The sequence below is a fragment of the Clostridium sp. 1001271st1 H5 genome, assembly GCF_005845215.1.
In the GTDB taxonomy this organism is placed as follows: domain Bacteria; phylum Bacillota; class Clostridia; order Lachnospirales; family Lachnospiraceae; genus Enterocloster.
Map to the genome: position 1 here is coordinate 44,213 of NZ_SPHO01000008.1, position 24,813 is coordinate 69,025.

Consider the following 24,813-nt stretch of genomic DNA (forward strand, 5'->3'; position numbering starts at 1 on the left):
AATGAAGGAGAAGGGAAATGCAAAGCTCTTTTCTTATAATCAGGAAGTCCAAGTGATAAAGAAAAAATTGGCACGAATATTGCTTTAATAATTACATAGAGTAATGCTTAAGCAACTCTTAATTCCCGGGGATACATTAAAACAGTAGAAGGAAAAGGAGAACATTTTATGGAGAAGGAATTATCTTTATCTCAACAGGTAGCAGAAATCGGATTCCAGTTAAAATTTGAGGACCTTCCGGAACGGGTCATTCAGAATTCTAAGATGTTTATTATGGATTTGCTGGGCAATATTATTGCTTCACGCCACATAGAATCCAGTGAAATCTGCCTTAAGACGGCAAAAGAGCTTGGCGGTGAACCAACGAGCACAGCCATTGGTTGCAATTATAAGACATCTGCTCAAATGGCAGCTTTAATCAACGGAACCTTTGGACATGCCTTTGATATGGATGATGACCATAGATATGGGACTCAGCATTCCTCGGTTGTTGTATTCCCGGCTATCCTGGCACTTGCTGAGAAGTATAAAAAAAGCGGAAAAGATGTTATTACAGCGTTTGCATATGGTTCTGAAATAACCATCCGTCTGGGAGAGGCATTTGAGGGGCAGACATACTACCAGGGATTTCATCCTACCGGAACATGCGGAGTGTTCGGCGCCACAGGTGGAGCTGCAAAACTTCTGGATTTGGATGCAGAGAAGATTACATACGCATTAGGTCTTGCAGGCAGCCAGGCGGCCGGACTTCTGGAATGGAAGGCTCAGGGCACCTGGTCCAAACGCTATCAGGCAGGTCATCCTTCCATGTGCGGTGTAATCAGTGCTCTGATGGCAAAGAACGGCTACACTGCACCTACTACTGTATGGGATGGACAGGATGGCTTTCTGCGCGCCTATTCCTATAAAGATATCTGGAATGAGGAAAAGGTATCCGGGGAATTCGGAAAACGCTGGGAAATGGCGGATACATCCATCAAAGTACATGCATGCTGCAGGTTCTCCGCTCCTTTGGCTGATGCAGGAGTAGAGCTTTACAGGCGGGGAATTGATTATAAAAAGGTGGATTCCATCCTGGCCCGGGTGAATAAATATTCCATTAAGGTGCTGACAATACCGGAAGAGACAAAGGCAGACCCCAAAACAGTTGTGGATGCACAATTCTCATTGCCTTATGCCATAGCCTGCGGCCTTGTGAAGGGGCATGAAAATATTGACGATTATACAAATGAAAGTATTCGTGATTCCGAGGTCCTGGAGCTGGCCAAAAAGGTCAGTTGGGTTATGGACCCGGAGATTGAGAAGGTTTATCCCAAGTATTATCCCTGCACCGTGGAAGTTACGATGAAGGATGGTTCCAAGGAAGTCTGCCATATCGAATATCCAAAGGGTGACCCGGAGAACCCTGTCAGTTGGGATGAGGCTGTAGAAAAATTCAGATTTATGGCCGGTCATGAGATGGGAAGCTATAAGGTGGAAAAAATTATCAGTCTGTGCAGCCGTCTGGAGGAGTTGGAGAATCTGAATCAGTTGATGGAGTTGTTGGTGTAAAAGAATGTCAAATAGTTCCGGGAGGATATATCCCTCCCGGAGACATATGAAAGAAGGTCAGTTTTAGTGGGGTTGAACAAATATAAAATATATCCTTTGCATTTGGGGACAATTAACAGAGAGTGTTCTAATATGATATACAGAACGAATCCTGGAGTTAAAGTGGATTTCCCGTTAGTAGCCTATTTTGTGACGAATGGAGAGACGAAAGTTTTATTTGATACGGGAGCATTTGTTCCGGAGAATGGATATGTTCCGGCGGGGAAACCCAATGGACCATATATACAGAAAAAAGAACAGAGAATAGATAATGCATTAATGGCTATAGGGGTTGATTGTGATGAAATTAAAACGGTTGTATTATCACATTTGCATTGGGACCATGCGGGAAGTTGTCACTTTTTTAAGAATGCAAAATTCATAGTTCAGAAGATAGAATATGAATATGCACTTAATCCTATAAAGATTCATCAGTTCCCCTACAAGAGAGATGAGTTTGAGAATCTTGATTTTAAATTTGTAGATGGGGACATTGAAATTGGAGATGGACTGCGTCTTATTCTAACTCCCGGTCATACCCCGGGGTCACAGACATTATTAGTTGATACAGAACAGGGGATATATGGTTTGGTGGCAGATTTGGTAAATACACGTGAATGTTGGGAGTCTGATCCTAAATTGGCAAATGGATATCATACGGATTTGATTGTCCATTACCAGAGCTTTGAAAAGGTTGCAGCTTCGACAGATTATATTTTAGAGGGGCATGAGATAAGGGTCTTTGATTATAAGAAGTATCCTTGCTGATAAAGAGAAGCCGCTGCACTAAGCTTATAAAAGACCGCACTAAGTGTCAGTGATATGTATCGCACGTAGGCACCTAAAATAAGGGCGCTAAGTGCTCATAACAAGGAGGATTGTAATGAGATTGAATAGAAGAATATTGTCAGTTGTTCTCATATCGACCATGATAATTTCGCTTACGGCCTGTAAAGGTACAAACAGTGGCAATCAGGCAACGGAAAGCGGCAGTCAGTCCGGCAGTATGTCTGCCGCAGAAACAGATACAGCAGGGGGTAACACAGCGGAATATATTTTTAAGGTCGGTCATGTACAGCCGGCAGACCATCCCTACCATACAGGACTTGTATATATGAACAAAATTCTCCAGGAAAGAACAGGAGGACGCGTTTCCCTTGATATTTATCCCTCATCGCAATTAGGAGCAGAGCGGGAGCTTGTGGAAAGCACACAGATGGGGACGATAGATATGGGTTTGGTTACATCCCCATTGGCAAATTTTGATAACAGCTGGTATTTGTTTGATATACCTGGTATTTTTTATACAAAAGAACATGCATATGAATTCCTTGATGGAGAACAGGGACAGGCGATGCTGGATGGTCTGGCCAATATAAACATTAAAGGACTATCTTTTTGGGAAACTGGTTTTTTTAATATTTTTGTAGATACAAAAGCCATTGAAAAACCACAGGATGTTGCTGGAATGACGATTCGGGTCATGGAGAATGATGCCTATATTACCTATTTTTCAGAGTTGGGAGCTAATCCGGTACCCATGGCCTATTCAGAAGTGTTTACAGGAATCCAGAATGGAACGGTTGATGGAACGTTGATACCTATTGCGGCTATTTATATGAATCAGTTCTATACGGTGGCACCATATATTACGCGCTGTGAGAACTGGTATTGTCCGGTTACACTGTTGATGAGTATGGATTCATGGAATTCTATGCCGGAGGACCTGCAGGAGATTTTTCAGGAATGTGCTAATGAAGCCAAAGACTATATGAGACAGGAGTTAACAGATACAGAGGAAGAGCAGGTTGCAGCTATGATAAAAGAAGGCTGCACGATAACAGAAGTTGACAAGGATGAATGGCGTGAGCTGGAAGCAGATGCTGTACAGAAGGTAAAAGAGCAGTTTATCGGAACTTATGTTCAACAGAAGACATTGGATTATATTGAAGAAATCGGACAGAAATATCGCTAGACTGAAAGGAGAAGCTTAATGGGACAAAAGGATTCTGAAGAGAAACTGACCGATAAATTCATGAAAATAGCAGGAGTACTGCAGAATATTTTTTCCGTTATTCCATTGGTGGCCATGTGCTTTATTGTATTGGCATCTGTTATTATGCGGTATGCGCTAAAAGTCCCTTTTACGTGGGGAGAGGAAGCGGCGAGATACCTTATGATTTTTGCAGCAATGCTGGCAATAGGAATGGGAGTGCGGGAAAAGTCGCATTTGGGAGTTACTATTTTTACGAGTCTGCTGCCCGGAAGAATTCAAAAAGTTGTAAATGGGTTGGCCCAGATAGTAAGCCTGGCAATTTATATGATACTTACGTATTTATCATGGGAGTTTATTATTGCACAGCATAAATTCGGACAGCTTTCTGCTGCCTTAAAGCTGCCCATGTATCTTGTATATAGTATGATGCTTCTGGGGTTTGGATTTAGTTGCATAGAAACCATATATTTGATTTGGAAGGAGTATGTGCGTAAGAGTCCTGACGAAGCTGGAAAGGAGACTATATGATTGCCCTGCTATTTCTAAGTTTTTTTATACTGTTGATTTTAGGAATACCGATTGCGCTTTGTCTGGTAGCATCTTCTATATTGGCGCTCTATGTATCTGGTGCTAACCTGGTTGTTGTTGTACAGAAATTGTTCACAGCAATGGATTCATACAGTTTGATGGCTATTCCGTTTTTCATGATTGCTGGGGGATTACTGGCAGAGGGCGGGGTTTCAAAGAGATTGACTGACTTTGCAAAATCCCTTGTAGGATGGCTTCCTGGAGGTATTGCAATTGTTGTATTTTTATCCTCGGCTTTTTTCGGCGCGATTTCAGGCTCATCTGCAGCTACGGTTGCGGCTATAGGGTCAATTATGCTTCCGGCTATGTTGGAAGACGGCTATCCGCTGAAGTTTTCATTGGCCACCATTGCAACCGGAGGATTTTTAGGGATTATAGTGCCGCCAAGTATTCCTATGGTAATTTATGGTATGGCGGCAGGAGCCTCTGTAAGCGAAGTTTTCATGGGGGGATTTCTTCCGGGGTTTATGCTGGCTGGAGGAATGTCCATATACTCTGTTATATGGGCCATGCGTAATAAAGACATTATCAAATCCCATAAATTTTCTCTAAAAAATGTATGGATTACTTTTAAGAGCGCAATTTTTGCGTTAATTATGCCATTGATTGTACTTGGAGGTATTTACGGAGGAATTTTTACTCCAACAGAAGCTGCATGTGTAGCTGTATTTTATGGATTATTCGTAGGACTGTTTGTTTACAAGGAGCTGAATTTTAAGATTATTGTAAGTATACTTAGAAGCTCTATCATAACTACAGGCGTTTTGCTGTTTGTGATTGCTGCGGCTACTGCTTTTGGCCTTGTTCTGACTAGAGAAAATGTTCCCCAGACAGTTGCCCACATGATTACGTCCTTTGCAGCCAACCGTTTTACATTCTGGATGCTTGTTACTGTTATGTTGCTGATTGTAGGCACATTTATGGATACATGCCCGGCAGTCATGATTTTAACACCAATTTTCGCCCCTGCTTTGGCCGCTTATAATATTAATCCCGTAGTATTTGGTGTTGTAATGATTATCAATTTGGGCATCGGACTTTGTACACCACCGGTTGGCCTTAATTTATATGTGGCTGCGGGATTGAAAAAAACTACAATTGAGAATGTTGTAGGTAGGCATCTGCTGTGGTATTTGTTCGCGGCTTTGGCTGTTTTAATCCTTCTGATGTCAGTGCCTCAAATTATAATGTTTATACCAAATCTGATGAAATAGAGAGGGAGAGTATACTATGTATAAACCAGAATCAGTGCGTATCCCCTGCGTAATCATGCGCGGAGGAACCAGCAAAGGAATATTCCTTCTGGGAAATGACCTGCCTGCCGACCCGGAAATTAGAGATAAAGTTGTTCTCTCTATTTTTGGAAGTCCGGATTCCCGGCAGATTGACGGGCTGGGAGGAGCAGACCCGCTGACCAGTAAACTGGCGATTATTGACCGTTCCAGCCGGCCGGATGCAGATGTGGATTACACCTTTGGACAGGTGGATATTCATTCGGCATTTGTGGACTATTCCAGTAACTGTGGAAATATTTCGTCTGCAGTGGGCCCGTTTGCTATTGCGCAGGGACTTGTAAAAGCCGTGGAACCCGTAACAGTGGTACATATTTATAATACCAATACCAACAGTATATTTGAGGCTGAAGTTCCGGTAAAGAACGGGCATCCGGTAACGGAGGGAGATTATAAGATTCATGGCGTACCGGGAACAGGAGCACGTATTGGATTGAATCTTGCAGGTACAGTGGGAGCAAAGACTGGAAAACTGCTTCCTACCGGAAATCCCAGGGATACAATTTGCGTTCCGGGATTTGGGGAGTTAACGGTTTCGATGGTGGATGCAGGAAGCCCAATGGTCTTTGTACGGGCAAAGGACCTGGGGCTGAAAGGGACAGAAAGTCCGGCCCGGATTGATTCGGACTCTCAAATGCTGAACCTTCTGGAGGAAATACGCTGTATTGCAGCGGAGAAAATGGGGATTGCCAGTCAGGAAGAGGCCAGGGAGAGGATACGGGCTGTTCCTATGGTGGCATTTATTGCGCCTCCGGCGCCATATAAGAGTCACATTGATGGAAGTACAGTTGCAGCAGAGGATATTGACTTTGTCTCAAGGGATATGTTTATGCAGATTATGCATAAAACCTATTCTGGAACAGCCACAGTGTGTACTGGCTGTGCAGCTGTTACACCAGGAACGCTGGTGCACGAGGTGAGGGGATTAAAAGAGTGTAGAAGGGTGAGGATTGGGCACCCGGGCGGTATTATTGAGTGTGATATGGCGTCAGAGGGCGGAAAAATCACCCGCGCAGTTTTCGGCCGGACTGCACGCCGTATTATGGAGGGCTATGTCCATGTGCCCCGGAGAGTCTTTGAGTAATATATGTATATGGTTGAATAACGGCAACATGAAAGGAATAATACGATTATGAGAAATACAGCTAAAGAATCAGGTGCTCAGGTTTTGCGCAGACGTCTTGAAAATCCGGAGATAATTATGGCTCCGGGGTGCTATGACTGCTTATCCGCACGGCTTATTGAGCAGGCAGGTTTTGAAGCGGCTTTTATGACAGGTTTTGGAGCTTCCGGGTCAATACTGGGGCAGCCGGATTATGGCCTGATGACAATGAATGAAATGGCTTCTGTGTGTGCCAATATGAATGCGGTGCTGAGTATTCCTTTGCTGGGTGACATTGATACAGGGTATGGAAATCCACTTAATGTGTATCGTACGGTTCGGGAGTTTGAACGGGCAGGTATGGCTGCCGTGCATCTGGAAGACCAGGTTTTTCCAAAACGCTGCGGACATATGGAGAAGAAGGCGGTGATTTCCATGGAAGAGCATGTGGAAAAGATTCGGGCTGCTGTGGATGCCCGGGATTCTATGCTTATTATTGCCCGCACAGACTGCCGCGCAACCCATGATATGGATGAGGTAATCCGGCGTCTGGAGGCATACCGGGATGCAGGGGCGGATATTGTATATGCAGATGCGCTTAGAAGTGCAGATGAGATGCGGCAGGTAGGTGCAATAAGAGATGTTTACAAATTTGCCAATCAGGTAGAGTTTGGAAAGACGCCGGTTATGTCAGCAGATGCAATACAGGCACTGGGTTTTAATATTGTCATCTATCCGGTGGGGACAATCTTTACTGCAGCCCGCGCCATGCAGAACATGCTTACAAAGTTGAGAGAGAACCGTCAGACCACGGAAGACACAGCAGTCATGACCACCTTTGAAGAATATAATAACATAGTGGGCATGAAAGAACTGGTTGCAATGGAGTCAGGTTATAAGGTAGATGAATATAAGAAAACCTTATAACATTGTAACTGTTCAGAGAAAGGAGCTGTGACCTGTGGGAATGACTATGACACAGAAAATATTTGCCCGGCATTGCGGGGCAGAGAAGGTCGATGCGGGTGATTTGATTAATGCCGGCATAGATTTGGTGATGGGGAGCGATGTAACAGCTCCTATTGCCATACAACAAATGGAGAGATACAAACTAAATAGGGTGTTTAATCCAGATAAAATCGTCCTTGTAATGGACCATTTTGCTCCAAACAAGGATATTCAGGCAGCCAGAAACTGTGCCAGGGTAAGAGAGTTTGCCAGAAAAATGAATATCCCTCATTTTTTTGACGGAGGATGGATGGGAATTGAGCATGCACTTCTGCCTGAGCAGGGATTTGTGGCTCCTGGTGAGCTGATTATCGGAGCGGATTCCCATACTTGTACATATGGTGCGCTGGGTGCATTTTCCACGGGGATTGGTTCTACGGATATGGCGGCAGGCATGTATGCGGGGACAAGCTGGTTTAAAGTTCCTTCTGCCATGCGGGTTAACCTGACTGGGAAGTTTCCTGAATCTGTGGGTGGAAAGGATGTGATTCTCACACTTATCGGGATGATTGGTGTGGACGGAGCAAGGTATAAGAGCATTGAATTCACAGGAAATGCCATTGAGAATCTCTCTATTGATGACCGCTTTTCTATCTGTAACATGGCTATTGAGGCAGGGGCTAAGAATGCGATTTTTCCTGTGGACAAGGTGACTCTTGAATATCTGGAAAATCGTGTCAGACGTTCCTATGAGCCGGTAACAGCGGACGCGGATGCCAGCTATGTATGTACGATAGATATGGATTTATCCCGCCTTCACCCAATGATAGCCGCCCCTTATCTCCCATCCAATGTTAAGCCTGTAAAGGAGTATGCCGGACTTAAGGTGGACCAGGTTATAATTGGATGCTGTACCAACGGACATATTACGGACCTTAGGCAGGCAGCCTGTATATTGGGAGGACGAAAAGTAGCGGATGGAGTGAGGTGTATCATTATTCCGGCAACACGGAATATTTATCTGCAGGCTATGGAAGAGGGGCTTTTAAAAGTATTTGTCCAGGCAGGCGCGACTGTCAGTATGCCTACCTGCGGCCCCTGTAATGGGGGACATGTAGGAGTACTGGCAGATGGGGAACGGTGTGTTTCCACCACAAATCGTAACTTTGTCGGCAGAATGGGTGCCAGGGATTCAGAAGTGTATCTTGCCAATCCTGCTGTGGCTGCGGCATGTGCAGTTGCGGGTGTGATTACGGTACCAGAGGAGGTGGTATAATGGCTGGAAAGGTATTTAAATATAAAGACAGCGTAGATACGGATGTCATATTACCGGCCCGCTATCTGGCTCTTTTCCGTGATGAGGATTTGGCAGCGCACTGTATGGAGGATATTGACGCTGATTTTGTATCCAGGGTGGAACCGGGAGATGTGATTGTGGCAGGAGAGAACTTTGGCTGCGGTTCATCACGGGAACATGCGCCTATTGCCATCAAGGCAAGCGGCATATGCTGTGTAATAGCGGCTTCCTTTGCACGGATTTTTTACAGGAATGCCATTAATATCGGTCTTCCGATTCTTGAATGTCCGGAAGCTGCAGCTGCAGCCAGTGAGGGAGACATAATGGAAGTGGATTTGTCAACCGGGACCATATGCAATGTAACCAGAGGGTTGGTTTACCAAGCGGGAGCATTTCCTCCTTTTATACAGGAAATGATAGATGCCGGAGGGCTGCTGGCTTATCTGGCCGGAGGAAGTATGTGAAAGTGATTAACCGCAACCTTGAGATGTTTGGAGGATAAGTTATGAAGATTGTTATTTTAGACGGATATACGGAAAATCCCGGCGACTTAAGCTGGGGCGGCTTTGAAGAACTTGGACAGCTGACGGTATACGACCGGACTACGGACTCCGGCATGATTGTGGAACGTATAAAAGATGCTGACGTAGTCTGCACAAACAAAACACCTATTTCAAAGGAAACACTGAAAGCATGCCCGTCTCTTAAATATATCGGAATACTGGCTACAGGCTACAATATAGTGGATGTGGATGCTGCCAGGGAAGCGGGGATTATTGTCACGAATATTCCTACTTATGGAACAGACGCGGTGGCACAGTACGCGATTGCTCTGCTGTTAGAGCTATGCCATCATATTGGCGAGCATTCACTGTGTGTAAAGAGGGGAGACTGGACAAAAAATCCAGATTGGTGCTTCTGGAATTATCCTCTTATAGAGCTGGCCGGCAAAACCATGGGAATAGTGGGGTTTGGCCGCATAGGACAGAGGACGGCAGATATTGCCCTGGCTCTGGGAATGAAGGTACTGGCCTATGATGTTTGCAAAACAGTGGGAAGTGAGCGTGAGAACTGCCGCTATGGGTCCTTAGACGAGCTGTTGTCAGAATCGGATGTAATTTCTCTGCACTGCCCATTGTTTCCGAATACAGAGGGTATTATCAATAAGTCAAATATAGATAAGATGAAGGATGGGGTTTTAATCATTAATAATTCCAGGGGAGCGCTGGTTATAGAGGAGGACTTAAAGGATGCCCTCAACAGCGGAAAGGTGGCGGGAGCGGCTCTTGATGTGGTGTCCACAGAGCCTATAAGGATGGATAACCCTCTGCTGTCGGCAAAGAACTGCATTATTACGCCACATATCGCCTGGGCCCCCAAGGAATCCAGACAGAGACTGATGGATATTGCGGTTAGCAACCTGAAAGCTTTTGTGGCGGGGCAGCCTGTGAACGTGGTACATTAAATAAAATATCTGCAAGAAAATCCTTATTCCGATTTAGGTTTTCTTGCAGATATGCCCTCCGGGCTTATGCTTTGTTTTTTATTTCCAACCCTCAAAATCACCGACATTGTCCTGGGTAACAAGTGTCAGAGGCAGGTAAACCGGCTCATCAAAGGTTTTTCCCTGAACAATCAGCATAGCCATCTCCTCAGCTGCCTTTGTGTAAATAGCACTGGAGTAAGTCATGCTCCCCATCATGGTTCCATCCTCAATGGCTGCTTTTGCGTTAGTAGTGTAGTCCACGCCGTATACCATAACATTCTCATTGCCCATTTCCTGAAGAGCCTGGACAGCTGCTAACGCCATATTGTCATTGCAGGAAAAGATGCCCTTTAAATCCGGATGTGCTGTGAGAATGTCCTTGGTGGCCTCGTAAGCTTTTGCCGTATCCCAGTCGCAGGCCTGCGTAGCCACCAACTCTATGCCTTCTGTGTTCTCAAAAACAGTTTTGGCTCCGTTTGTTCTTCCTACGCTCTGCCCTGCTCCCTCCAGTCCCGCGAGAATGGCAACCTCTCCGCCGTCCTCCATTCTGGATATCATGTCATTGGCCACAGTACTGCCCTGCTCCTCAAAGTTTACAGTGATTTTTCCGTCCAGATGGCCGCCGGCGTCAGCCAAAGCCTCAGTATCAACGCCAGGTCCCAAATTAATGACAGGAATCTCTGCATTGTTGGCAGCTACAATGCCTGGAATCAGATTTGTTCCATCAATAGGGGACAGGATAATGGCGTCAAAATCCATCGTAACCATAGTGTTTAGCGCGTCTAACTGGCCCTGGGTGTCATCCTCGGCATCTGCTTCAAATACTGTCACCTCAATACCTAGTTCCTCTGCCGCTTCTTCGTAGCGTGTCTTCATGGTTCCCCAGAACTCATTGGAAGTAGAGCTGATAAGGACTCCTATCTTTTCACCCTGACCGCTTTTGGGGAGCTCTCCCAGAGCTTCGTTCATCCTCTTTTCTACATCCGACAACAGCTGGTCCGCTTTGTCAGCGGATTCTGTCTCTTCCGCGGTTTCCGTCTCCTTAACAGGCTCTGTTTCTGTCTGCGTCTCAGCTGCTGCAGTTGTTTCCTGAGCAGAAGTTTCCGTTGCGCTGTCTGAACCGCTGCATCCGGTCAATACCGCTGCAATACACCCAGCTGCCAATAAGCCTGCAAAAAATTTTCTCATAATAATACCCTCCTAAACCTTAGTGATTTTAATAATAAATAGTTATTATTTTATTAAAGTCTTAATATTCCAGACTCTAATTTCTGAAATCAGTACAGACGCCAGCAAAAGAAAGCCTGTAATCCATTGCTGGAAATCAGAGGACACGCTTAAAAGTGTCAGCCCGTTTCTGATACTTCCCAGTATCAGCACCGCCAAGACCGTTCCTGCAATACTTGCGTTTCCTCCGCGGATAGGTGTGCCGCCCATAATCACTGCTGTGATGGCGTCCAGCTCCATGTTCATGCCGGCGTTTGGCTCGGCAGAATTCAGACGGGCTGTGATGATGACTGCTGTAGCAGCAGCTGTAATTCCCAACAGCATGTGAACAGAAATGCGGTAGAAGCCGGTTTGCACTCCTGACCGCTTCAGTGCAGCTTCGCTTCCGCCCAGGGCCCGTATGTAATTTCCCCATTTTACATGAAACATCAGGGGAAAGGCCAGAAGAATGAGTGCCAGGGCGAAAAGCAGCGGCAGCTGGAATCCTCCGATGCGGCCGATTCCCAGCTGCATGAATTCCTTTCCGAACTTGGTAATAGGTTTTCCGTCGGTAATCATCAGGGAAATTCCCCGAAGCATTCCGCTAGAGGCAAGGGTGAGCACGAAAAAGTTGATTCCCGTATAGTGAATGAGAACTCCGTTTAGAGCCCCCATCAAGCCTCCCGCTGCAATACCTGTAAAAACAGCCAGCCAGATTCCCATTCCCCCATGGAGAGACAGGGCGGTCAACACACCGCAGAGAGACACAATAGAGCCGGCAGACAAATCCATTACTCCTGAGGCAATGACAAAGGTCATACCCACTGCCAGAACCATACGGTAGCTGGCGGCTTCCAGTATATTTCTTATATTTTTCCATGTAAAGAAGTATTCGCTTTTTCCTGCTAAGACTGTAAAGATGATAAACAGTACAGCCAACAGAAACAGCTGCTGTGAGTACTTACTCATCCATTTCTTCATCATCCGTTTGTTCTTCCCTTTCAATAATTGTCTGGTACAGCTGTTTTGGAGTGCTGTCCCTAGTCAGGAAGGAATCTATCTGTCTGCCGTTTTTAATCACGCAGATTCGGTCGGAAATGTCAAAGACCTGAAACAGGTTATGGCTAATCAGGATAATGGTTTTTCCCTGTTCCTTTAAATAGCGGAACAGATTCATAATTCGTTCCGTTTCCTTCATTCCCATCGCCGATGTAGGTTCATCAAAAATCATAATCTCGCCATTCTGGTAAACGGCCCTCGCAATGGCAACAGCCTGACGCTGCCCGCCGGACATTTTTTCTACCGGCTGGCGTATATCCGGAATATGGATATGGAGCTGTCTCAATAGCTTTTCTGTTTCCCGGTACATGGCTCTGTAATCAAGAAAAAAACCGAAATGCAGAAGCTCACGCCCAAGAAAGAGATTACCGGCGCAGTCCTTGCAGTTGTCAAGGGCCAGATTCTGATAAACGGCTGTAATTCCCTGATTCATGGCCTCCTTTACAGTGAGAGAGTGAAAAACACGCTCTTTAATCCGGATTATTCCCTGGTCTGGCTTCATGCATCCGGTGAGGAGCTGAATCAGCGTACTTTTTCCTGATCCATTGTCGCCCACAATGGCTGTAATCTCTCCGCCGTAGGCTTGAAATTTCATATTATCAAGAGCTGTGATGGAACCGAACTGTTTTATAATACCCTCCATCTGAATCACTGGTTTATTCAATGCAGGAACTCCAATCTGTAGAAAATCTATCCCTATTCTACCATCATATTCCATACTTTTTGATTGGAATTTTCTATAAAAAGAAATATATGTATTGTTAATATCTATCAATCAGACATTTCTTTATGATGTGGAAATCCGGAGGGACTGTCCTGCCGCAACAGGATTTCAGGAAATAAGGCGGCCACAATCCCGCTGGCATCAAACCGCAGGACAAGGCCGCCCTAAATTGGATTTTTCTGTTATAGTATTGCCGCCGGAACAGAGAAATGAAATTTCAAAGACAGTTGGTTTACATACAAGGTGTTATTCCAGCTCTGTATTATAAGAAAAAACAGATGCCCCTGGTATCCCCAATTTAACAAGCTCAAGTGTCTATGGTGTACAGGACAGCAGTGATAAAAGGGTATATTCTTCCGATGTTCTCCAACCGGCAAAAATATGTAATGCGCTATGACAGTTGGGAAATTCCGGAGGCGGCCAGGGAAAACCTGGTTTATGGCGTCAGGTACAGCCCATTTAAGGCGGGGAATATTGAGTTTATAGGAATTGTCGGCATTTCACAGATTGATATGATTGAAAAACGCCTTAAGGTAGACAGCTTTGGCGGCCGGGGGTATGTTGGAATTATTGATATTGACGGGAATTATGTTGTCAGCCGGGAGCGCAGTGCAGGCATCGGAAAAGCAGATAATTACTTTGACCAGCTCCGGATAAATACGGCTTTGTCGGAAAACGAAATCAATGATATTATTAACCGTCTGACACAGGGCGAGGCATTCATTGAACACATTGATTACAATAATCAAGTTGACCAGGTCGTATCATTTATAAATATGCCTGAAACCACATGGAGCATTGTACTAACCGTGCCGCAGGACGTGTTCAGTGAACAGACACAGCAGTTTGTGGTAATGGCAGGCATAATGCTTGGGGTTGTTGTCGTTGTCCTGTGTCTGATGATGCTCGTCATTATCCGTATATCCGTTGTTTCCAGGACGGCAAAAGCAGAGGCAAAATCCCGTGGCGATTTTCTGTCAAGTATGAGCCATGAAATACGCACTCCGCTTAACGGTATTATTGGGCTCAATCATCTGATGCAGGAGAATACCCAAAACCCTGAGAAGCTGGAGGAATATCTCACCAAGTCTGATTCAACTGCAAAGTATCTGCTTTCCCTTGTTAATGATATTTTAGATATGTCAAAACTGCAGGCGGGGAAAATTGAGACAGAAATCCTATGGTCTGATATTATCGGAGACGAGACACGGATTGAACAAATACTGATGAATATTCTTGGAAATGCTGTTAAATTCACACAAAAGGACGGCAGTATAACCATGCGGGTATTTCAGGTCCGGGAGAAAAGCAGCAGAGTCATTACTGTCTATGAAATCGAAGATACCGGCTGCGGTATGAGTGAGGAATTTCAAAAGATAATATTTGATTTGTTCAGTCAGGAACATAATAATGTCTCACGGGGAACACATGGGACCGGACTTGGAATGGCAATCAGCTTTCTGCTGGCAAAGCAGATGGACGGAACGTTATCGGTTCAGAGTAAACTGGGAATAGGAAGCTGCTTTACGTTCCGGCTGCCAGCAGAGATTGCGGATGGGGTACAGGACACTAACAGGAAGAATTATGCCGTACCGGAGGCTGTGGATATTGTTCAGGACACAGCGCCGGAAAGAGAAAAAGTGAAAATCCTGGTTGCTGAGGATAACGAATTAAATGCCGAGATTCTGCTGGAGATATTAAAAAACGCGGGTTTTTCAGCAGTCCGTGCAAATGACGGCGGTCAGGCGGTGGATATATTCGAGGCATCCTCCCTCCATGAGTTTGGTATCATTCTGATGGATGTACAGATGCCTGTACTAAATGGATACGAGGCAACGAAAGTCATTCGCGCAATGAACCGGTCAGATGCGAAAACAGTCATTATCTATGCCTGCACGGCCAACACATTTAAAGATGACCAGGTCAAGGACCTGGAAAGAGGCAACGAAAGTCATTCGCGCAATGAACCGGTCAGATGCGAAAACAGTCATTATCTATGCCTGCACGGACAACACATTTAAAGATGACCAGGTCAAGGACCTGGAAAGCGGGATGAACGGATTTATTGCAAAGCCCATTGATGTAGACAAGCTCATGCAAAAGCTTGGATAAAATCCAGAGAGACGCTGTGGGTTTTCGCATATATGGATATTGGGGATAAGAAAAATGAAAAAAACAGAACAGTTACAGGCAGAGAATAAACGTCCAACAATGCTTACATACCAGGATTCGCTTACAGGACTTTACAACAGGGGAACCATGGCGGCAAAGGTGGGTGAGGCAGTCCGGGTCAATCATGCCGGTATCTTTATGATTATGGATATCAACCACTTTAAGCATATCAATGAAGTATATGGCCATCTGACCGGCGATAAGGTCCTTCAGGAGCTGGCCCGTGTAATAGGGTATCATTTTTTAAAAAAGGATTTAATCGGACGTATGGGCGGTGACGAGTTTGCCGTATTTATACAGGATGCATGCCGGAAGGAGATGGTGGTAAGCAAGGCGGAAAGCCTGTATTCCCGTGCAATTCAGGTTGGAAGGGAGATTGGAATTGGCAATCATTTAAAGGTGACGTTCGGTGTGGAGCAGTTCCGCAAAGGCGATACATTCCAGACTCTTTACAGCCGCGCGGACCTTGCGCTGCGTTATGGCAAGAGAGAGGTCTGGCACGGACAGGCATTCAGGTGGAACTCATCCTTATTTCACTGACAGATACAATCGGCTCTTTTGTGAGTCTGGATGAACGCGATTTTCTGGTCCGGCAGCTAAAGGAAAGCATCTGCTCATCCCTGCGATTTAATGACATTTATACGCACTATACCAGCTGCCAGTTCCTTGTCATGACACCAGGCGCCGGAAGGAACCATATGGAAATGATATCTGCACGGATTCGGAATAAATTCCATAATCTGGTGCAGGACCGGCCAGATGTCAGGCTGTTCTTCAGCTTTTATCCGCTGCAGCAGACGGCACCCGGACGTCCATAACCATTCATGGCCGTCATGGCGCTATAAAAAACCATGGGCGTATAGATGCCATTTGCAGCGGTTAGGTCTAAGAATCAATGCCGGTACCCATAAAGTATAAGGGTCAATATCGTCAAAGCCAACCACGGCACAGTCCTCAGATACACGCAGCTCCCCTGGTCTTTCAGGGTTTTCATGGCGCCGGTGGCCCTGGTGTCGCCTGCTGCAAATACAGCGGTGAATTAAAATCAAATATAGGCTGTTCGCTGCCCGGCAATTTTACAATTGCCGGGTGTTTTTTTGCTGCAGCTTATTGGAGTTATGGTCGGATAGGTTGGATGGTTGGATAAAACATTCTGATATGCTTTTAGGGCATATGAATCCATTTAATCTAAGTATTTGATATAAATACAGTTTAAGATTAAAATAAAGTTATCAAAGGTTCCATCAATGATACCTGCCCTATTGCTTATATACGTCAGCATATTGAACAGATGAAAGGAAGGATGATACAATGAGAAAAAATCTAAAAAGAATCATGGCCGGAGCATTAATGCTCACCGTATTTACGGGCACAGGATGCTCTGCACAGACCGCAGCCCGGAGCGAAGAGGGAAAGACCCAGGCGGAGGGCGCCGGCACTGCTGAGACAGAGAGTACCGGAGCCACCGGGGATGGAGGCGTCGGAGGCGCCGCAGCCGGAGGTGCCGCAGCCGGGGATGGAGCCTCCGGAGCTGTCAATTACGCAGCAATGGAGGATACATCCATCCGGGTGGAAAACATTGAGCTGACAGACCAGTGGGATAAGGTTTTTCCGCTCAGCCATGAGGTGAATCACAGGAAGGTCACCTTTGTCAACCATTTCGGCAATACATTGGCGGCTGATTTGTATGAGCCCAAGGAGTATACGGGCAGTCTCCCTGCAATTGCTGTCTGCGGTCCGTTCGGCGCGGTAAAGGAGCAGAGCTCCGGTCTTTATGCACAGGAGATGGCGAGGAGAGGTTTCCTGGCCATTGCCTTTGACCCGTCCTTTACAGGTGAAAGCAGCGGATATCCCAGGTACTTTAATTCACCGGATATCAATGTGGAGGATTACCAGGCTGCCATTGATTTCCTTTCCGTACAGGAGAATGTCAACCCTGAGCAGATTGGCGTGATAGGTATCTGCGGCTGGGGCGGAATGGCACTTCAGACAGCGGCTCTGGATACCAGGGTCAAGGCAGCCGCAGCTATGACCATGTACGATATGAGCCGGAATACGGCCCTTGGATATTTTGATTCTATTGATGAAGATGGAAGATACCAAGCGCGCGCTGCGTACAATCAGCAGAGAACAGAGGATTATAAGAACGGAGCATATGCGCTGGGCGGCGGCCTGCCGGAAGAAGCGCCGGCAGATGCCCCGCAGTATGTTAAAGACTATGTTGCCTATTATAAGACCGACCGCGGTTACCATCCCCGTTCAGTCAATTCAAACAATGGCTGGGCCGCCACTGCCGGTGGCTCCCTGATGAATATGCGGCTGTTTGAATACGCTCCTGAAATCCGAAGCGCAGTTCTGCTTGTGCATGGAGAAAAAGCGCATTCCTTAATGTACAGCCAGGACGCATATAAACTTCTTCAGGGCAGTAATAAAGAGTTAATGATTATCCCGGATGCAACCCACACAGACCTGTATGACCAGATGGACAAGATTCCTTTTGACAAGCTGGAGCGTTTCTTTGCGGAGGCTTTTCAGTAAGCAGCCTGCAGGGCGGGGTTCCTGTTTGGGGCTCCAATCCCGGATACCGGCGGGAATGGATTTAGGTTCAGTCTTACCTCCAAAAGCAACACGTCCCGGAACAACACATCGTGTTCCGGGCTGCAGCATTATCTACCTAATCCACCGTTCCAGGGTTTCCATAAGTATCCCGATATCAATAGGCTTTGCAATGTGGTCGTTCATACCTGCACTGTGGGCTTTTCCTATATCGGATGCAAATGCATTGGCTGTCAGGGCCAGGATGGGAATGGTATGGGCGTCCCCGCGTTCCAGGCCGCGGATTGTTTTGGTTGCTTTATATCCGTCCATCAGAGGCATCTGGATATCCATCAGAATACAGGCGTATTCCCCGGGAGCCGAGGCTTCAAATTTATTGACTGCGATTAAGCCGTTTTCCGCTGTATCAATGAGAAGTCCATAGGTTTCAAGAAGTTCCACTGCGATTTCCCGGTTGAGTTCATTATCCTCTGCCAGCAGCAGCTTTTTACCGTTTAAAGCATTATTTGGTTTTCCTCCCAGGGCGTCCCAGGAGTCAGAACGGCCGCTTCTGCGGAATTTGTGGAAGGTCTGCACCATTTTTGATTTAAACAGAGGCTTTGTGATAAAGGCGTCTGCTCCCGCTGACCGGAACTTATCTTCAATTTCAGAAAAATCATAGGCGGAGACAATGATAATAGGGGTATCCATGCCCACTCTTTTTCGGATTAGCTTTAATGTCTCCAGGCCGTCCATATCGGGCATAATCCAGTCCAGAATCACCGCAAAAAAGTCTTCCGCCGCTTCGTGGGCAGCAGCTACACGGTCCACGGCTTCCCGGCCGGACAGCACCCAGCTGCACTGCATTCCCAGTTCGTTCAGGATTTCAGTAACGCTTTCACATATAATCCGGTCGTCGTCCGCAACCAGAACCGGAAGTCCGGCCAGCTCTGTGTAATCCGCCTCTGTCTCCCTGTATAAATCAAAGGTAACGGCCACCACAAACTGGCTGCCTTTTCCAGGCGTACTTTTCACCTCAATGGTGCCGTTCATCATACGTACAATGTTCTGGGTGATTGCCATGCCAAGGCCGGTGCCCTGGATATTATTGATTCTGGCGTCATCTGCCCGGGAAAAGGGTTCGAAGACATGTGGGATGAAATCCTCTTGCATCCCAATTCCGGAGTCGGTTACCACAAAAGAATACTGCCCCTTACCCTTTGCAAAACACGGGATTTCCTGAATCCGCAGACCGATAATTCCGCCGTCAGGCGTATATTTGGTGGCGTTGGAAAGCAGATTTACAAGCACCTGCTGCAGCCGTCCTCTGTCCGTAATAACCTTTTCATGGCGGACCCGGTTGGCGTTTACACGCAGTGTCTGATGCTTTTCCTCCACCAGGGGGCGGAATACATCCATTACGTCTTCAATCAGGTCCGGGAGGAAAACCTCCTCGGATATCAAGTCAATCTTCCCGCTTTCAATTTTGGACATATCCAGAACCTCGTTTATGAGGTTCAGCAGATGGCGGCTGGCCGTGTTGATTTTTGCAAGGCAATCCTGTATTTTATCCGGGGAATTCAGGTTGGCCTGAGCAATGACCGACATTCCTATGATAGCGTTCATCGGCGTGCGGATATCATGGGACATGGAGGAAAGAAAGTTGGTTTTGGCGTCGTTGGCTATCTGGGCTGTCTTGCAGGCATCCTCCAGAACCTGTTTCTGCCGCACCTGTTCCATGCGCTCCCTGGTCACATCAAGGCCCACGCTGTAATAAGAGGGTACTCCGTCCCAGCTGTCCTGGGCGCTAACAAAGCTGAAGGACAGCGCCAGGATTTTGATATCCCCATGGTAAGTGACCACGCGCCCTTCTGCTGCCGTGGGCCTGCCGGTGGTCCTTGACTGCTCCATGATACTGGTTATCTGTACAATATCATCCGGATGCACATAGGTGCACTGGGAATGCAGCTCCTGTTCAAATTCATTTTTTGTATAGCCAATCAGACTCAGGAAGCCGCCTCCATACCAGAGCACGGTTCTCATATCTCTTGCATCCACCCGCGCGAATCCGCCGTGAACACTGCTTATGAGCGCGTCCCGCTCCTGGTCCTTTTTTGCCAGCCTGTACTCAGCGCTGAATGTATCATGGGAGAGCTCCAGGCGCGCCCGGTGCCCCTCCCAGCTGACCTCCAGGTCCCGGATTAAAAATGTCCGTCCCAGGGTGGGATTATGGAATTCCCAGTTATAGAATTCCTCGGTACACAGTTTGTCGTTGGTGCAGAAGGGACAGGGGGAGGTCCGGCCCTGGATTATCTCATAACATTTTCTTCCCACTGCTTTCCATGCAGGCATGCCCAGCACCTGGCAGGAGGTCTGATTCAGGTACAAAAGCTCATAGGTGCTGATATCGCTGACATAGGCATTGCCTTCGTATGTATCGAGCACAGACCGGAAACAATGGTGCTGCTGTTGAAAGAGCCGGTTCCTCTCTTCCTTTTCAGCGGTAAGAGCGCTGATATTGGCAAATTCCATTTGAAGCACAGGGCCTCCCTCCACTGAATCAGCGGTTATGGTACCCAGAAGACGCACCCAGAAAAAACCATCTGACTGCCTGGGCAGCCGGATGGTAATATCAATATCAGAGCTCCCTGCGTTCACTGCCTGGACAGCTTCATGGCGGATTGCCGCGAAATCATCAGGAAACTGGGAAAAAAACTCCCTAAGGTTTGGAAATAGATGATAAAAATGTTCTCTTGTATATCCTGTAAGACGGAAGAAGCCGGAATTTCCCCACAAAAGTGTGAAAGAGTCATCCAGCAGACAGCAGATAACCCCCGCCTTTAATAAATCCATTCCAGCGGGACATTCTCTTCCTGCTGCCTGCCATGAACCGGACTTGTCCTGTTTGTTTCTTTTGTTGATATTCATACCTTCATCACCCATTCTGTATAACCGCAATTCTTTGTTCACATACATAATTATTGAATTTCCATAAGTATAACAAAAGAATTTAAAAATAGCAACAGCAACAGAAACAGGAGATGGGCCTATTTACGCTTCTAAAGGCCGGGAATAAGAAGTCCTTCTGCCTCGGCAATGCCCAGCTGGACCAGCTTGGAGATGATTAAACGAAATTCGTGGACCATGAGCTTTTCCAGTTCCTGGGAAAACCGGACGGAATCCTTTTCTTTCAGTGCCTGCAGAAAGGTATCATAACACAGAATATAAAAATCCGTCTTGTTATGATATTCGTTCCAGATACTGTGCAGGCCATATCCCCAGAAGAGCTGCTTTAAGAGTTCCCCGTAGATGGTGCGGATGGCCTGGTAGGGGGCAAACTGCCTCAGCAGGTCCAGAACATCATAGGAAATAGGCTGATACATGTTGCGCGTTTCCAGAGTGGCCAGCAGCGCTATGCTCCTGCGGATACCATCCTCATCCAAGGACGATATTGTAATCTCAGAAACCGCCTTGCAGGACAGTGTTAATATCTGCAGGCTCTGGGCCATATCTAAGAGACGTTTGCGGACCACAGGGTTGGTAAAATCGCAGTTCTCCGCAGTTTCATGAAATGGAAGGACCCTGGTTCCAATCCGCTTGACCGACTGGACAGCGCCGACCCCATTGAGCAGGGAGAGTGTGCGGCGGACTGTGCTTACGGATACATTCCGTTCCCTGGACAGCTTGTTCAGAGAGGGCAGCAGTGTGTTGACCGGATAACGGCCAAGGCTGATATCAATCAGTAAATCCATGGCAAGGGAATAGCATATCTGCGACGCCTTTTTATAGGAACTCCATGTAAAAGGAATCTCTTCCCGGGATGTCAGCGTAATCCGCTCCTTATAAAACCGGCAGAGGGACACAGAAAGGGAATCCTGGGCCAGGCAGATTAACTCCCGGAGAGAATCCCAGTCCTGCTTAAGGCAATAGTCCAGGGACCGGGGCGAAAATTCATTGAGGGCAAAATCACACCAGGGATTGTCCGGCACACATAAAAAGGGGGCCTCAAAAAACATATAGACCTGCCAGAGAAGCCGGGTAAAAAGGTCATTGCCCAGGGAGTCATAGGCCTGCATCATATGGTTAAAGGCAATCAAAGGCTGCAGGCCGTGGCTTTTCCTGAGTTCCATCATATTGGTGTAAATTTCCCCAGGGGCATTTTTCAGGCTAATCCACTGGGCATTGGTAAAAAGCGGATTTAAGGATTTGCTTAAATCAATCAATGCACTCTTTCTAAGGGAGAAGAAAAGCTGGACATTCTGTTCTATTTCTTTCTGGCTGTAAGCTTTTATGACCCTGGACCCCACATTCTGGGACAGGGTAACATATCCTTCCCGTTCTAACTGGAGATAAGCGCTGCGGATGGTATCCAGTGATACAAGGAAGTTTTCCGTGTTGTTTTCCATTGTAGGGAGAACGTCGCCAAAGCGATAGGTGCCAAATTGGATATGCGTCTTCAGAACGTCATATACCACATGACACCGCTCCATATCATTTTTCACGAATTCACCTCATTTTTGCTGGTTAATATATCGTAACCAGTATAACATGATTGCCGTTACTTGTAAAACGTTGCTATTCACAGCGGAATTTGTTATACTGAGCATATTATTATGTATGTGAGCATAGAAAAGGCGTAAAATCTGCAGGAATTCAGCCGAAAGGGCGTGAGAGGAGATTCCAGCAATGACAAAAGATACATTGATATCCATGGAACAGTTAGAGTCTGTCCTGGATTATTCACCGATTACCATTATTATCAGTGCCCTGGACAACCGGGAGCTTCTATATGCAAATAAAGCTGCGGGTTTCAGGACATCCCCGGCATGCAGGTACGGACGAATGACCTGTTATCAGGCATTCGGGCGTGACTGTCCCTGTCCCGGATGTCCGGGCAGCGCCGGTATGAGGAGCAGCTTCTGGCGCATTATCATAAAAGGAGAAAACATCGCTTACATACTGGGCGGGAATGATGGATGCTATTATTATTTTGAGGAACATGGAAATCATTACCGTATGATTGGCAGAGATTGGACGCAGTGCGGCAGTTTGCACCGGGGAACCATATGCATTTTACACCGGAATATCTCTCTGACAACAAAGACGGGCTTGAGGTGAAGTCCTTTGCAGGGTGTATTCCTTCAAGCCCGCCGTTAACCATCCGTGTTCTGAGTAACTCAGTTAAAATATTTCCGTATAAAATAAGACGGTGTGCAGCTCCATGCATGACAATAGCTGTTAATGATTCTGGAGCCATAAGGAGAGGCGTACCTGTCCCTGGGATTAAAAAGCTCCCAGAAACAGTCAGCGCCCAGGTCCGCCATCTGCCCCCAGTAGAAACGGATGCAGCGGAGCGCGGTGTCCTTCATGTCATTTTGTATCAGAGCATCTATAAAATGGTGGTACATATAGGGGGTGACCATGCCCACGGGCGGGTCTGTTTCAATCAGATGCTCCAGCAGTCTGCGGTTCTCCTTCCGGTCCAGCACATCCGCCAGGACCAGCCATATCTGGGATGCCCAGGATATCTGGCGGTCCGGGCCGCTTAAGAAAAAGCCGGATTCACTGTCCCACAGGTATTCCAGGGCTCCCCGGACAGCTGTCTTAGTCCAGCGCTCCAGCTGACTGACGTCCTCTGTCCCGGATTCCCCGCTGCACATAAGTCTGGCTAAACAGAGAGCCTGCTTCATGGTGTAAATCAGGACACCCTGGGCGCCGGCCTGTTTGTTCAGGCTGTCATTCCAGTCCAGGAAACACCACCAGTCATCACTGTCTTTTACCACTCCCCGGCTGTCCAGGCGCTTCACTGCAAGTTCGGCCTGGCGGTAAGCGGTGGGCCATAACTGAACCAGGGTTTCCCGGTCGCCGGTGGCCTGATAGTAGTCATAAAGACAGGAGATAAAAAACAGGCCATAGTCAAAGAGGGAGGTGTCATCTACCATCAGGGTTGGCCGCAGGAACAGGCAGGCGCCTACGTGATAATCATTTTGGGTAAGTCCGGCAAACAGGTACAGACACCGTTTAACCAAATCATAATTCCCAAATGTCTCATAATTGGTCAGTGCCTGGAGTCTCAGGTCTCCAATCCAAAGGCGCCGGTCACGTTTGGGGCCGTCCTCAAACACGGACTGCATGCAGTCCTCCATGGTCTTAAGGGCTATGGCGTCAATCCGTTTCAGGTCTTCCGGCACAGTTTCATTTAGGGGAGCTACCTGGGACATATCTGCGGAGGTAACGGTTTTGCAGGACACATCACTTACCAGCACCTGGTATTTGGGGGAGGTGTCCAGGACCTTCAGTTCCATATAACGGAAGGCATACCGTCTGGGAAGGGAGATTCTGGCCGGCAGCTCGTCAATGTGAAGAAATTCTTCCTGAATCCAGCTGCTGCTGAGGGAGCCCTGGTAGGATGCGGTGTCCTCCATGATTTCACAGGGCATTTCCCCTAATTTAATCCGTATATGGGCCGGAGCATCAGGGGGACTGCCGGTGGGCAGAAGGCAGAAGGATATATATCCCACGTGGTGGGTGCCGAAATCCAGGCACACGGAACCGCCCTTTGACAGAGGCATGGTATCCAGCGCCTCCACTGGCTTTGGGCGGCAGGGAATCCAGTCAAAGTCCTGGCACGTCCCGTTAGGCGGGAGTTCCTGGCCGTCCGTCCGGGCTTCGGAGGCTGACGGCTCAAATGAGATGAGCCGGACGGGACGGACTGTTTTTCGGCGGAGCTTTGGTTCCAGCTCCTGTGCCTTTTTTACAAAGTCCTCATTGATATTCATTTGAAAGTTTTCTATATGGTTTGTAATCTGTGTCATTGC

21 protein-coding genes are annotated in these 24,813 nt (G+C 47.0%); 15 read left to right on the forward strand and 6 right to left on the reverse strand.

The annotated features are described in order from the left end of the window. The first annotated feature begins 168 nt into the window (after positions 1-168). The 10 genes from FGS84_RS13560 to FGS84_RS13605 all read left to right on the forward strand — a co-directional run bounded on the left by FGS84_RS13560 (position 169) and on the right by FGS84_RS13605 (position 10,278). Positions 169-1,551 carry an MmgE/PrpD family protein gene (locus FGS84_RS13560; RefSeq protein WP_138309084.1) on the forward strand — a complete coding sequence of 461 codons (1,383 nt, stop codon included), beginning with the start codon at positions 169-171 and terminating at the stop codon, positions 1,549-1,551. A 132-nt stretch (positions 1,552-1,683) separates the two neighbouring features. After that, entirely contained in the window at positions 1,684-2,358 is a 675-nt protein-coding gene (locus FGS84_RS13565) for an N-acyl homoserine lactonase family protein (protein ID WP_138309085.1), read from the forward strand. Positions 2,359-2,473: 115 nt separating this feature from the next. Beyond that, positions 2,474-3,565: a TRAP transporter substrate-binding protein DctP gene (gene dctP / locus FGS84_RS13570; protein ID WP_138309086.1), complete on the forward strand. Its 1,092-nt coding sequence runs from the start codon at positions 2,474-2,476 to the stop codon at positions 3,563-3,565. Positions 3,566-3,583: 18 nt separating this feature from the next. Continuing rightward, on the forward strand, positions 3,584-4,114 hold the full coding sequence (locus FGS84_RS13575; RefSeq protein WP_138309087.1) for a TRAP transporter small permease: 531 nt from the start codon (positions 3,584-3,586) through the stop codon (positions 4,112-4,114). Beyond that, on the forward strand, positions 4,111-5,388 hold the full coding sequence (locus FGS84_RS13580) for a TRAP transporter large permease (protein ID WP_138309088.1): 1,278 nt from the start codon (positions 4,111-4,113) through the stop codon (positions 5,386-5,388). The genes FGS84_RS13575 and FGS84_RS13580 overlap by 4 nt, the downstream gene beginning before the upstream one ends. A 16-nt stretch (positions 5,389-5,404) precedes the next feature. Beyond that, positions 5,405-6,550 carry a PrpF domain-containing protein gene (locus FGS84_RS13585; RefSeq protein WP_138309089.1) on the forward strand — a complete coding sequence of 382 codons (1,146 nt, stop codon included), beginning with the start codon at positions 5,405-5,407 and terminating at the stop codon, positions 6,548-6,550. A gap of 48 nt (positions 6,551-6,598) precedes the next feature. After that, complete coding sequence (locus FGS84_RS13590) at positions 6,599-7,495, forward strand: isocitrate lyase/PEP mutase family protein (RefSeq protein ID WP_138309090.1); 897 nt, start codon at positions 6,599-6,601, stop codon at positions 7,493-7,495. 34 nt (positions 7,496-7,529) lie between these two features. Continuing rightward, positions 7,530-8,792 carry a 3-isopropylmalate dehydratase large subunit gene (gene leuC / locus FGS84_RS13595; RefSeq protein ID WP_138309091.1) on the forward strand — a complete coding sequence of 421 codons (1,263 nt, stop codon included), beginning with the start codon at positions 7,530-7,532 and terminating at the stop codon, positions 8,790-8,792. Then, a complete protein-coding gene (locus FGS84_RS13600; RefSeq protein WP_138309092.1) occupies positions 8,792-9,277 on the forward strand; it encodes a 3-isopropylmalate dehydratase small subunit in 486 nt (161 codons plus the stop codon). Before leuC ends, FGS84_RS13600 begins: the two co-directional genes overlap by 1 nt. 41 nt (positions 9,278-9,318) lie before the next feature. After that, positions 9,319-10,278: a D-2-hydroxyacid dehydrogenase gene (locus tag FGS84_RS13605; protein ID WP_138309093.1), complete on the forward strand. Its 960-nt coding sequence runs from the start codon at positions 9,319-9,321 to the stop codon at positions 10,276-10,278. A gap of 78 nt (positions 10,279-10,356) precedes the next feature. On the opposite strand, the gene FGS84_RS13610 is transcribed toward FGS84_RS13605, so the two are convergent. The 3 genes from FGS84_RS13610 to FGS84_RS13620 are packed head-to-tail and all read right to left on the reverse strand — an operon-like array spanning position 10,357 to position 13,228. After that, positions 10,357-11,487, reverse strand: coding sequence for a substrate-binding domain-containing protein (locus tag FGS84_RS13610; protein WP_138309094.1), 1,131 nt, complete (start codon positions 11,485-11,487; stop codon positions 10,357-10,359). A gap of 45 nt (positions 11,488-11,532) precedes the next feature. Then, entirely contained in the window at positions 11,533-12,489 is a 957-nt protein-coding gene (locus FGS84_RS13615) for an ABC transporter permease (protein ID WP_138309095.1), read from the reverse strand. Further along, positions 12,467-13,228, reverse strand: coding sequence for an ATP-binding cassette domain-containing protein (locus tag FGS84_RS13620; RefSeq protein WP_138309096.1), 762 nt, complete (start codon positions 13,226-13,228; stop codon positions 12,467-12,469). The genes FGS84_RS13615 and FGS84_RS13620 overlap by 23 nt, the downstream gene beginning before the upstream one ends. 446 nt (positions 13,229-13,674) lie before the next feature. Between FGS84_RS13620 and FGS84_RS13625 the strand changes: the two genes are divergently transcribed. From FGS84_RS13625 to FGS84_RS13650, 4 genes are all read left to right on the forward strand, one after another. Continuing rightward, positions 13,675-15,309: an ATP-binding protein gene (locus FGS84_RS13625; protein WP_243129971.1), complete on the forward strand. Its 1,635-nt coding sequence runs from the start codon at positions 13,675-13,677 to the stop codon at positions 15,307-15,309. Positions 15,310-15,454: 145 nt separating this feature from the next. Further along, complete coding sequence (locus tag FGS84_RS13635; RefSeq protein ID WP_138309099.1) at positions 15,455-16,000, forward strand: GGDEF domain-containing protein; 546 nt, start codon at positions 15,455-15,457, stop codon at positions 15,998-16,000. After that, positions 15,976-16,278, forward strand: a complete 303-nt coding sequence (locus FGS84_RS13640; RefSeq protein WP_138309100.1) for a hypothetical protein — start codon at positions 15,976-15,978, stop codon at positions 16,276-16,278. The genes FGS84_RS13635 and FGS84_RS13640 overlap by 25 nt, the downstream gene beginning before the upstream one ends. Positions 16,279-16,771: 493 nt before the next feature. Beyond that, the gene (locus FGS84_RS13650) at positions 16,772-17,998 is read left to right on the forward strand and encodes an alpha/beta hydrolase (protein ID WP_138309101.1); all 1,227 of its coding nucleotides are present in this window, start codon (positions 16,772-16,774) and stop codon (positions 17,996-17,998) included. Positions 17,999-18,130: 132 nt separating this feature from the next. On the opposite strand, the gene FGS84_RS13655 is transcribed toward FGS84_RS13650, so the two are convergent. Continuing rightward, positions 18,131-20,923: a response regulator gene (locus FGS84_RS13655; protein ID WP_138309102.1), complete on the reverse strand. Its 2,793-nt coding sequence runs from the start codon at positions 20,921-20,923 to the stop codon at positions 18,131-18,133. A gap of 131 nt (positions 20,924-21,054) precedes the next feature. Continuing rightward, complete coding sequence (locus FGS84_RS13660; protein WP_138309103.1) at positions 21,055-22,497, reverse strand: GntR family transcriptional regulator; 1,443 nt, start codon at positions 22,495-22,497, stop codon at positions 21,055-21,057. A 184-nt stretch (positions 22,498-22,681) separates the two neighbouring features. Here FGS84_RS13660 and FGS84_RS13665 point away from each other — a divergent pair, with 184 nt between their 5' ends. Continuing rightward, positions 22,682-23,113 (forward strand): hypothetical protein, encoded by a 432-nt coding sequence (locus tag FGS84_RS13665; RefSeq protein WP_138309104.1) that lies wholly within the window; start codon positions 22,682-22,684, stop codon positions 23,111-23,113. A gap of 59 nt (positions 23,114-23,172) precedes the next feature. Here FGS84_RS13665 and FGS84_RS13670 read toward each other — a convergent pair whose 3' ends face one another. Further along, positions 23,173-24,810, reverse strand: a complete 1,638-nt coding sequence (locus FGS84_RS13670; RefSeq protein ID WP_138309105.1) for a family 78 glycoside hydrolase catalytic domain — start codon at positions 24,808-24,810, stop codon at positions 23,173-23,175. Between the last annotated feature and the right edge of the window lie 3 nt (positions 24,811-24,813).

Excerpts from the sequence above, each read along its gene's own strand:
- dctP (WP_138309086.1), top strand. The coding sequence starts at position 2,474 with ATGAGATTGAATAGAAGAATATTGTCAGTTGTTCTCATATCGACCATG.
- FGS84_RS13605 (WP_138309093.1), top strand. The coding sequence starts at position 9,319 with ATGAAGATTGTTATTTTAGACGGATATACGGAAAATCCCGGCGACTTA.
- FGS84_RS13585 (WP_138309089.1), top strand. The coding sequence starts at position 5,405 with ATGTATAAACCAGAATCAGTGCGTATCCCCTGCGTAATCATGCGCGGA.
- FGS84_RS13625 (WP_243129971.1), top strand. The coding sequence starts at position 13,675 with ATGCGCTATGACAGTTGGGAAATTCCGGAGGCGGCCAGGGAAAACCTG.
- FGS84_RS13600 (WP_138309092.1), top strand. The coding sequence starts at position 8,792 with ATGGCTGGAAAGGTATTTAAATATAAAGACAGCGTAGATACGGATGTC.
- FGS84_RS13635 (WP_138309099.1), top strand. The coding sequence starts at position 15,455 with ATGAAAAAAACAGAACAGTTACAGGCAGAGAATAAACGTCCAACAATG.
- FGS84_RS13670 (WP_138309105.1), bottom strand. The coding sequence starts at position 24,810 with ATGACACAGATTACAAACCATATAGAAAACTTTCAAATGAATATCAAT.
- FGS84_RS13590 (WP_138309090.1), top strand. The coding sequence starts at position 6,599 with ATGAGAAATACAGCTAAAGAATCAGGTGCTCAGGTTTTGCGCAGACGT.
- FGS84_RS13665 (WP_138309104.1), top strand. The coding sequence starts at position 22,682 with ATGACAAAAGATACATTGATATCCATGGAACAGTTAGAGTCTGTCCTG.
- FGS84_RS13575 (WP_138309087.1), top strand. The coding sequence starts at position 3,584 with ATGGGACAAAAGGATTCTGAAGAGAAACTGACCGATAAATTCATGAAA.
- FGS84_RS13610 (WP_138309094.1), bottom strand. The coding sequence starts at position 11,487 with ATGAGAAAATTTTTTGCAGGCTTATTGGCAGCTGGGTGTATTGCAGCG.
- FGS84_RS13580 (WP_138309088.1), top strand. The coding sequence starts at position 4,111 with ATGATTGCCCTGCTATTTCTAAGTTTTTTTATACTGTTGATTTTAGGA.
- FGS84_RS13650 (WP_138309101.1), top strand. The coding sequence starts at position 16,772 with ATGAGAAAAAATCTAAAAAGAATCATGGCCGGAGCATTAATGCTCACC.
- FGS84_RS13655 (WP_138309102.1), bottom strand. The coding sequence starts at position 20,923 with ATGAATATCAACAAAAGAAACAAACAGGACAAGTCCGGTTCATGGCAG.
- FGS84_RS13560 (WP_138309084.1), top strand. The coding sequence starts at position 169 with ATGGAGAAGGAATTATCTTTATCTCAACAGGTAGCAGAAATCGGATTC.
- FGS84_RS13615 (WP_138309095.1), bottom strand. The coding sequence starts at position 12,489 with ATGATGAAGAAATGGATGAGTAAGTACTCACAGCAGCTGTTTCTGTTG.
- FGS84_RS13565 (WP_138309085.1), top strand. The coding sequence starts at position 1,684 with ATGATATACAGAACGAATCCTGGAGTTAAAGTGGATTTCCCGTTAGTA.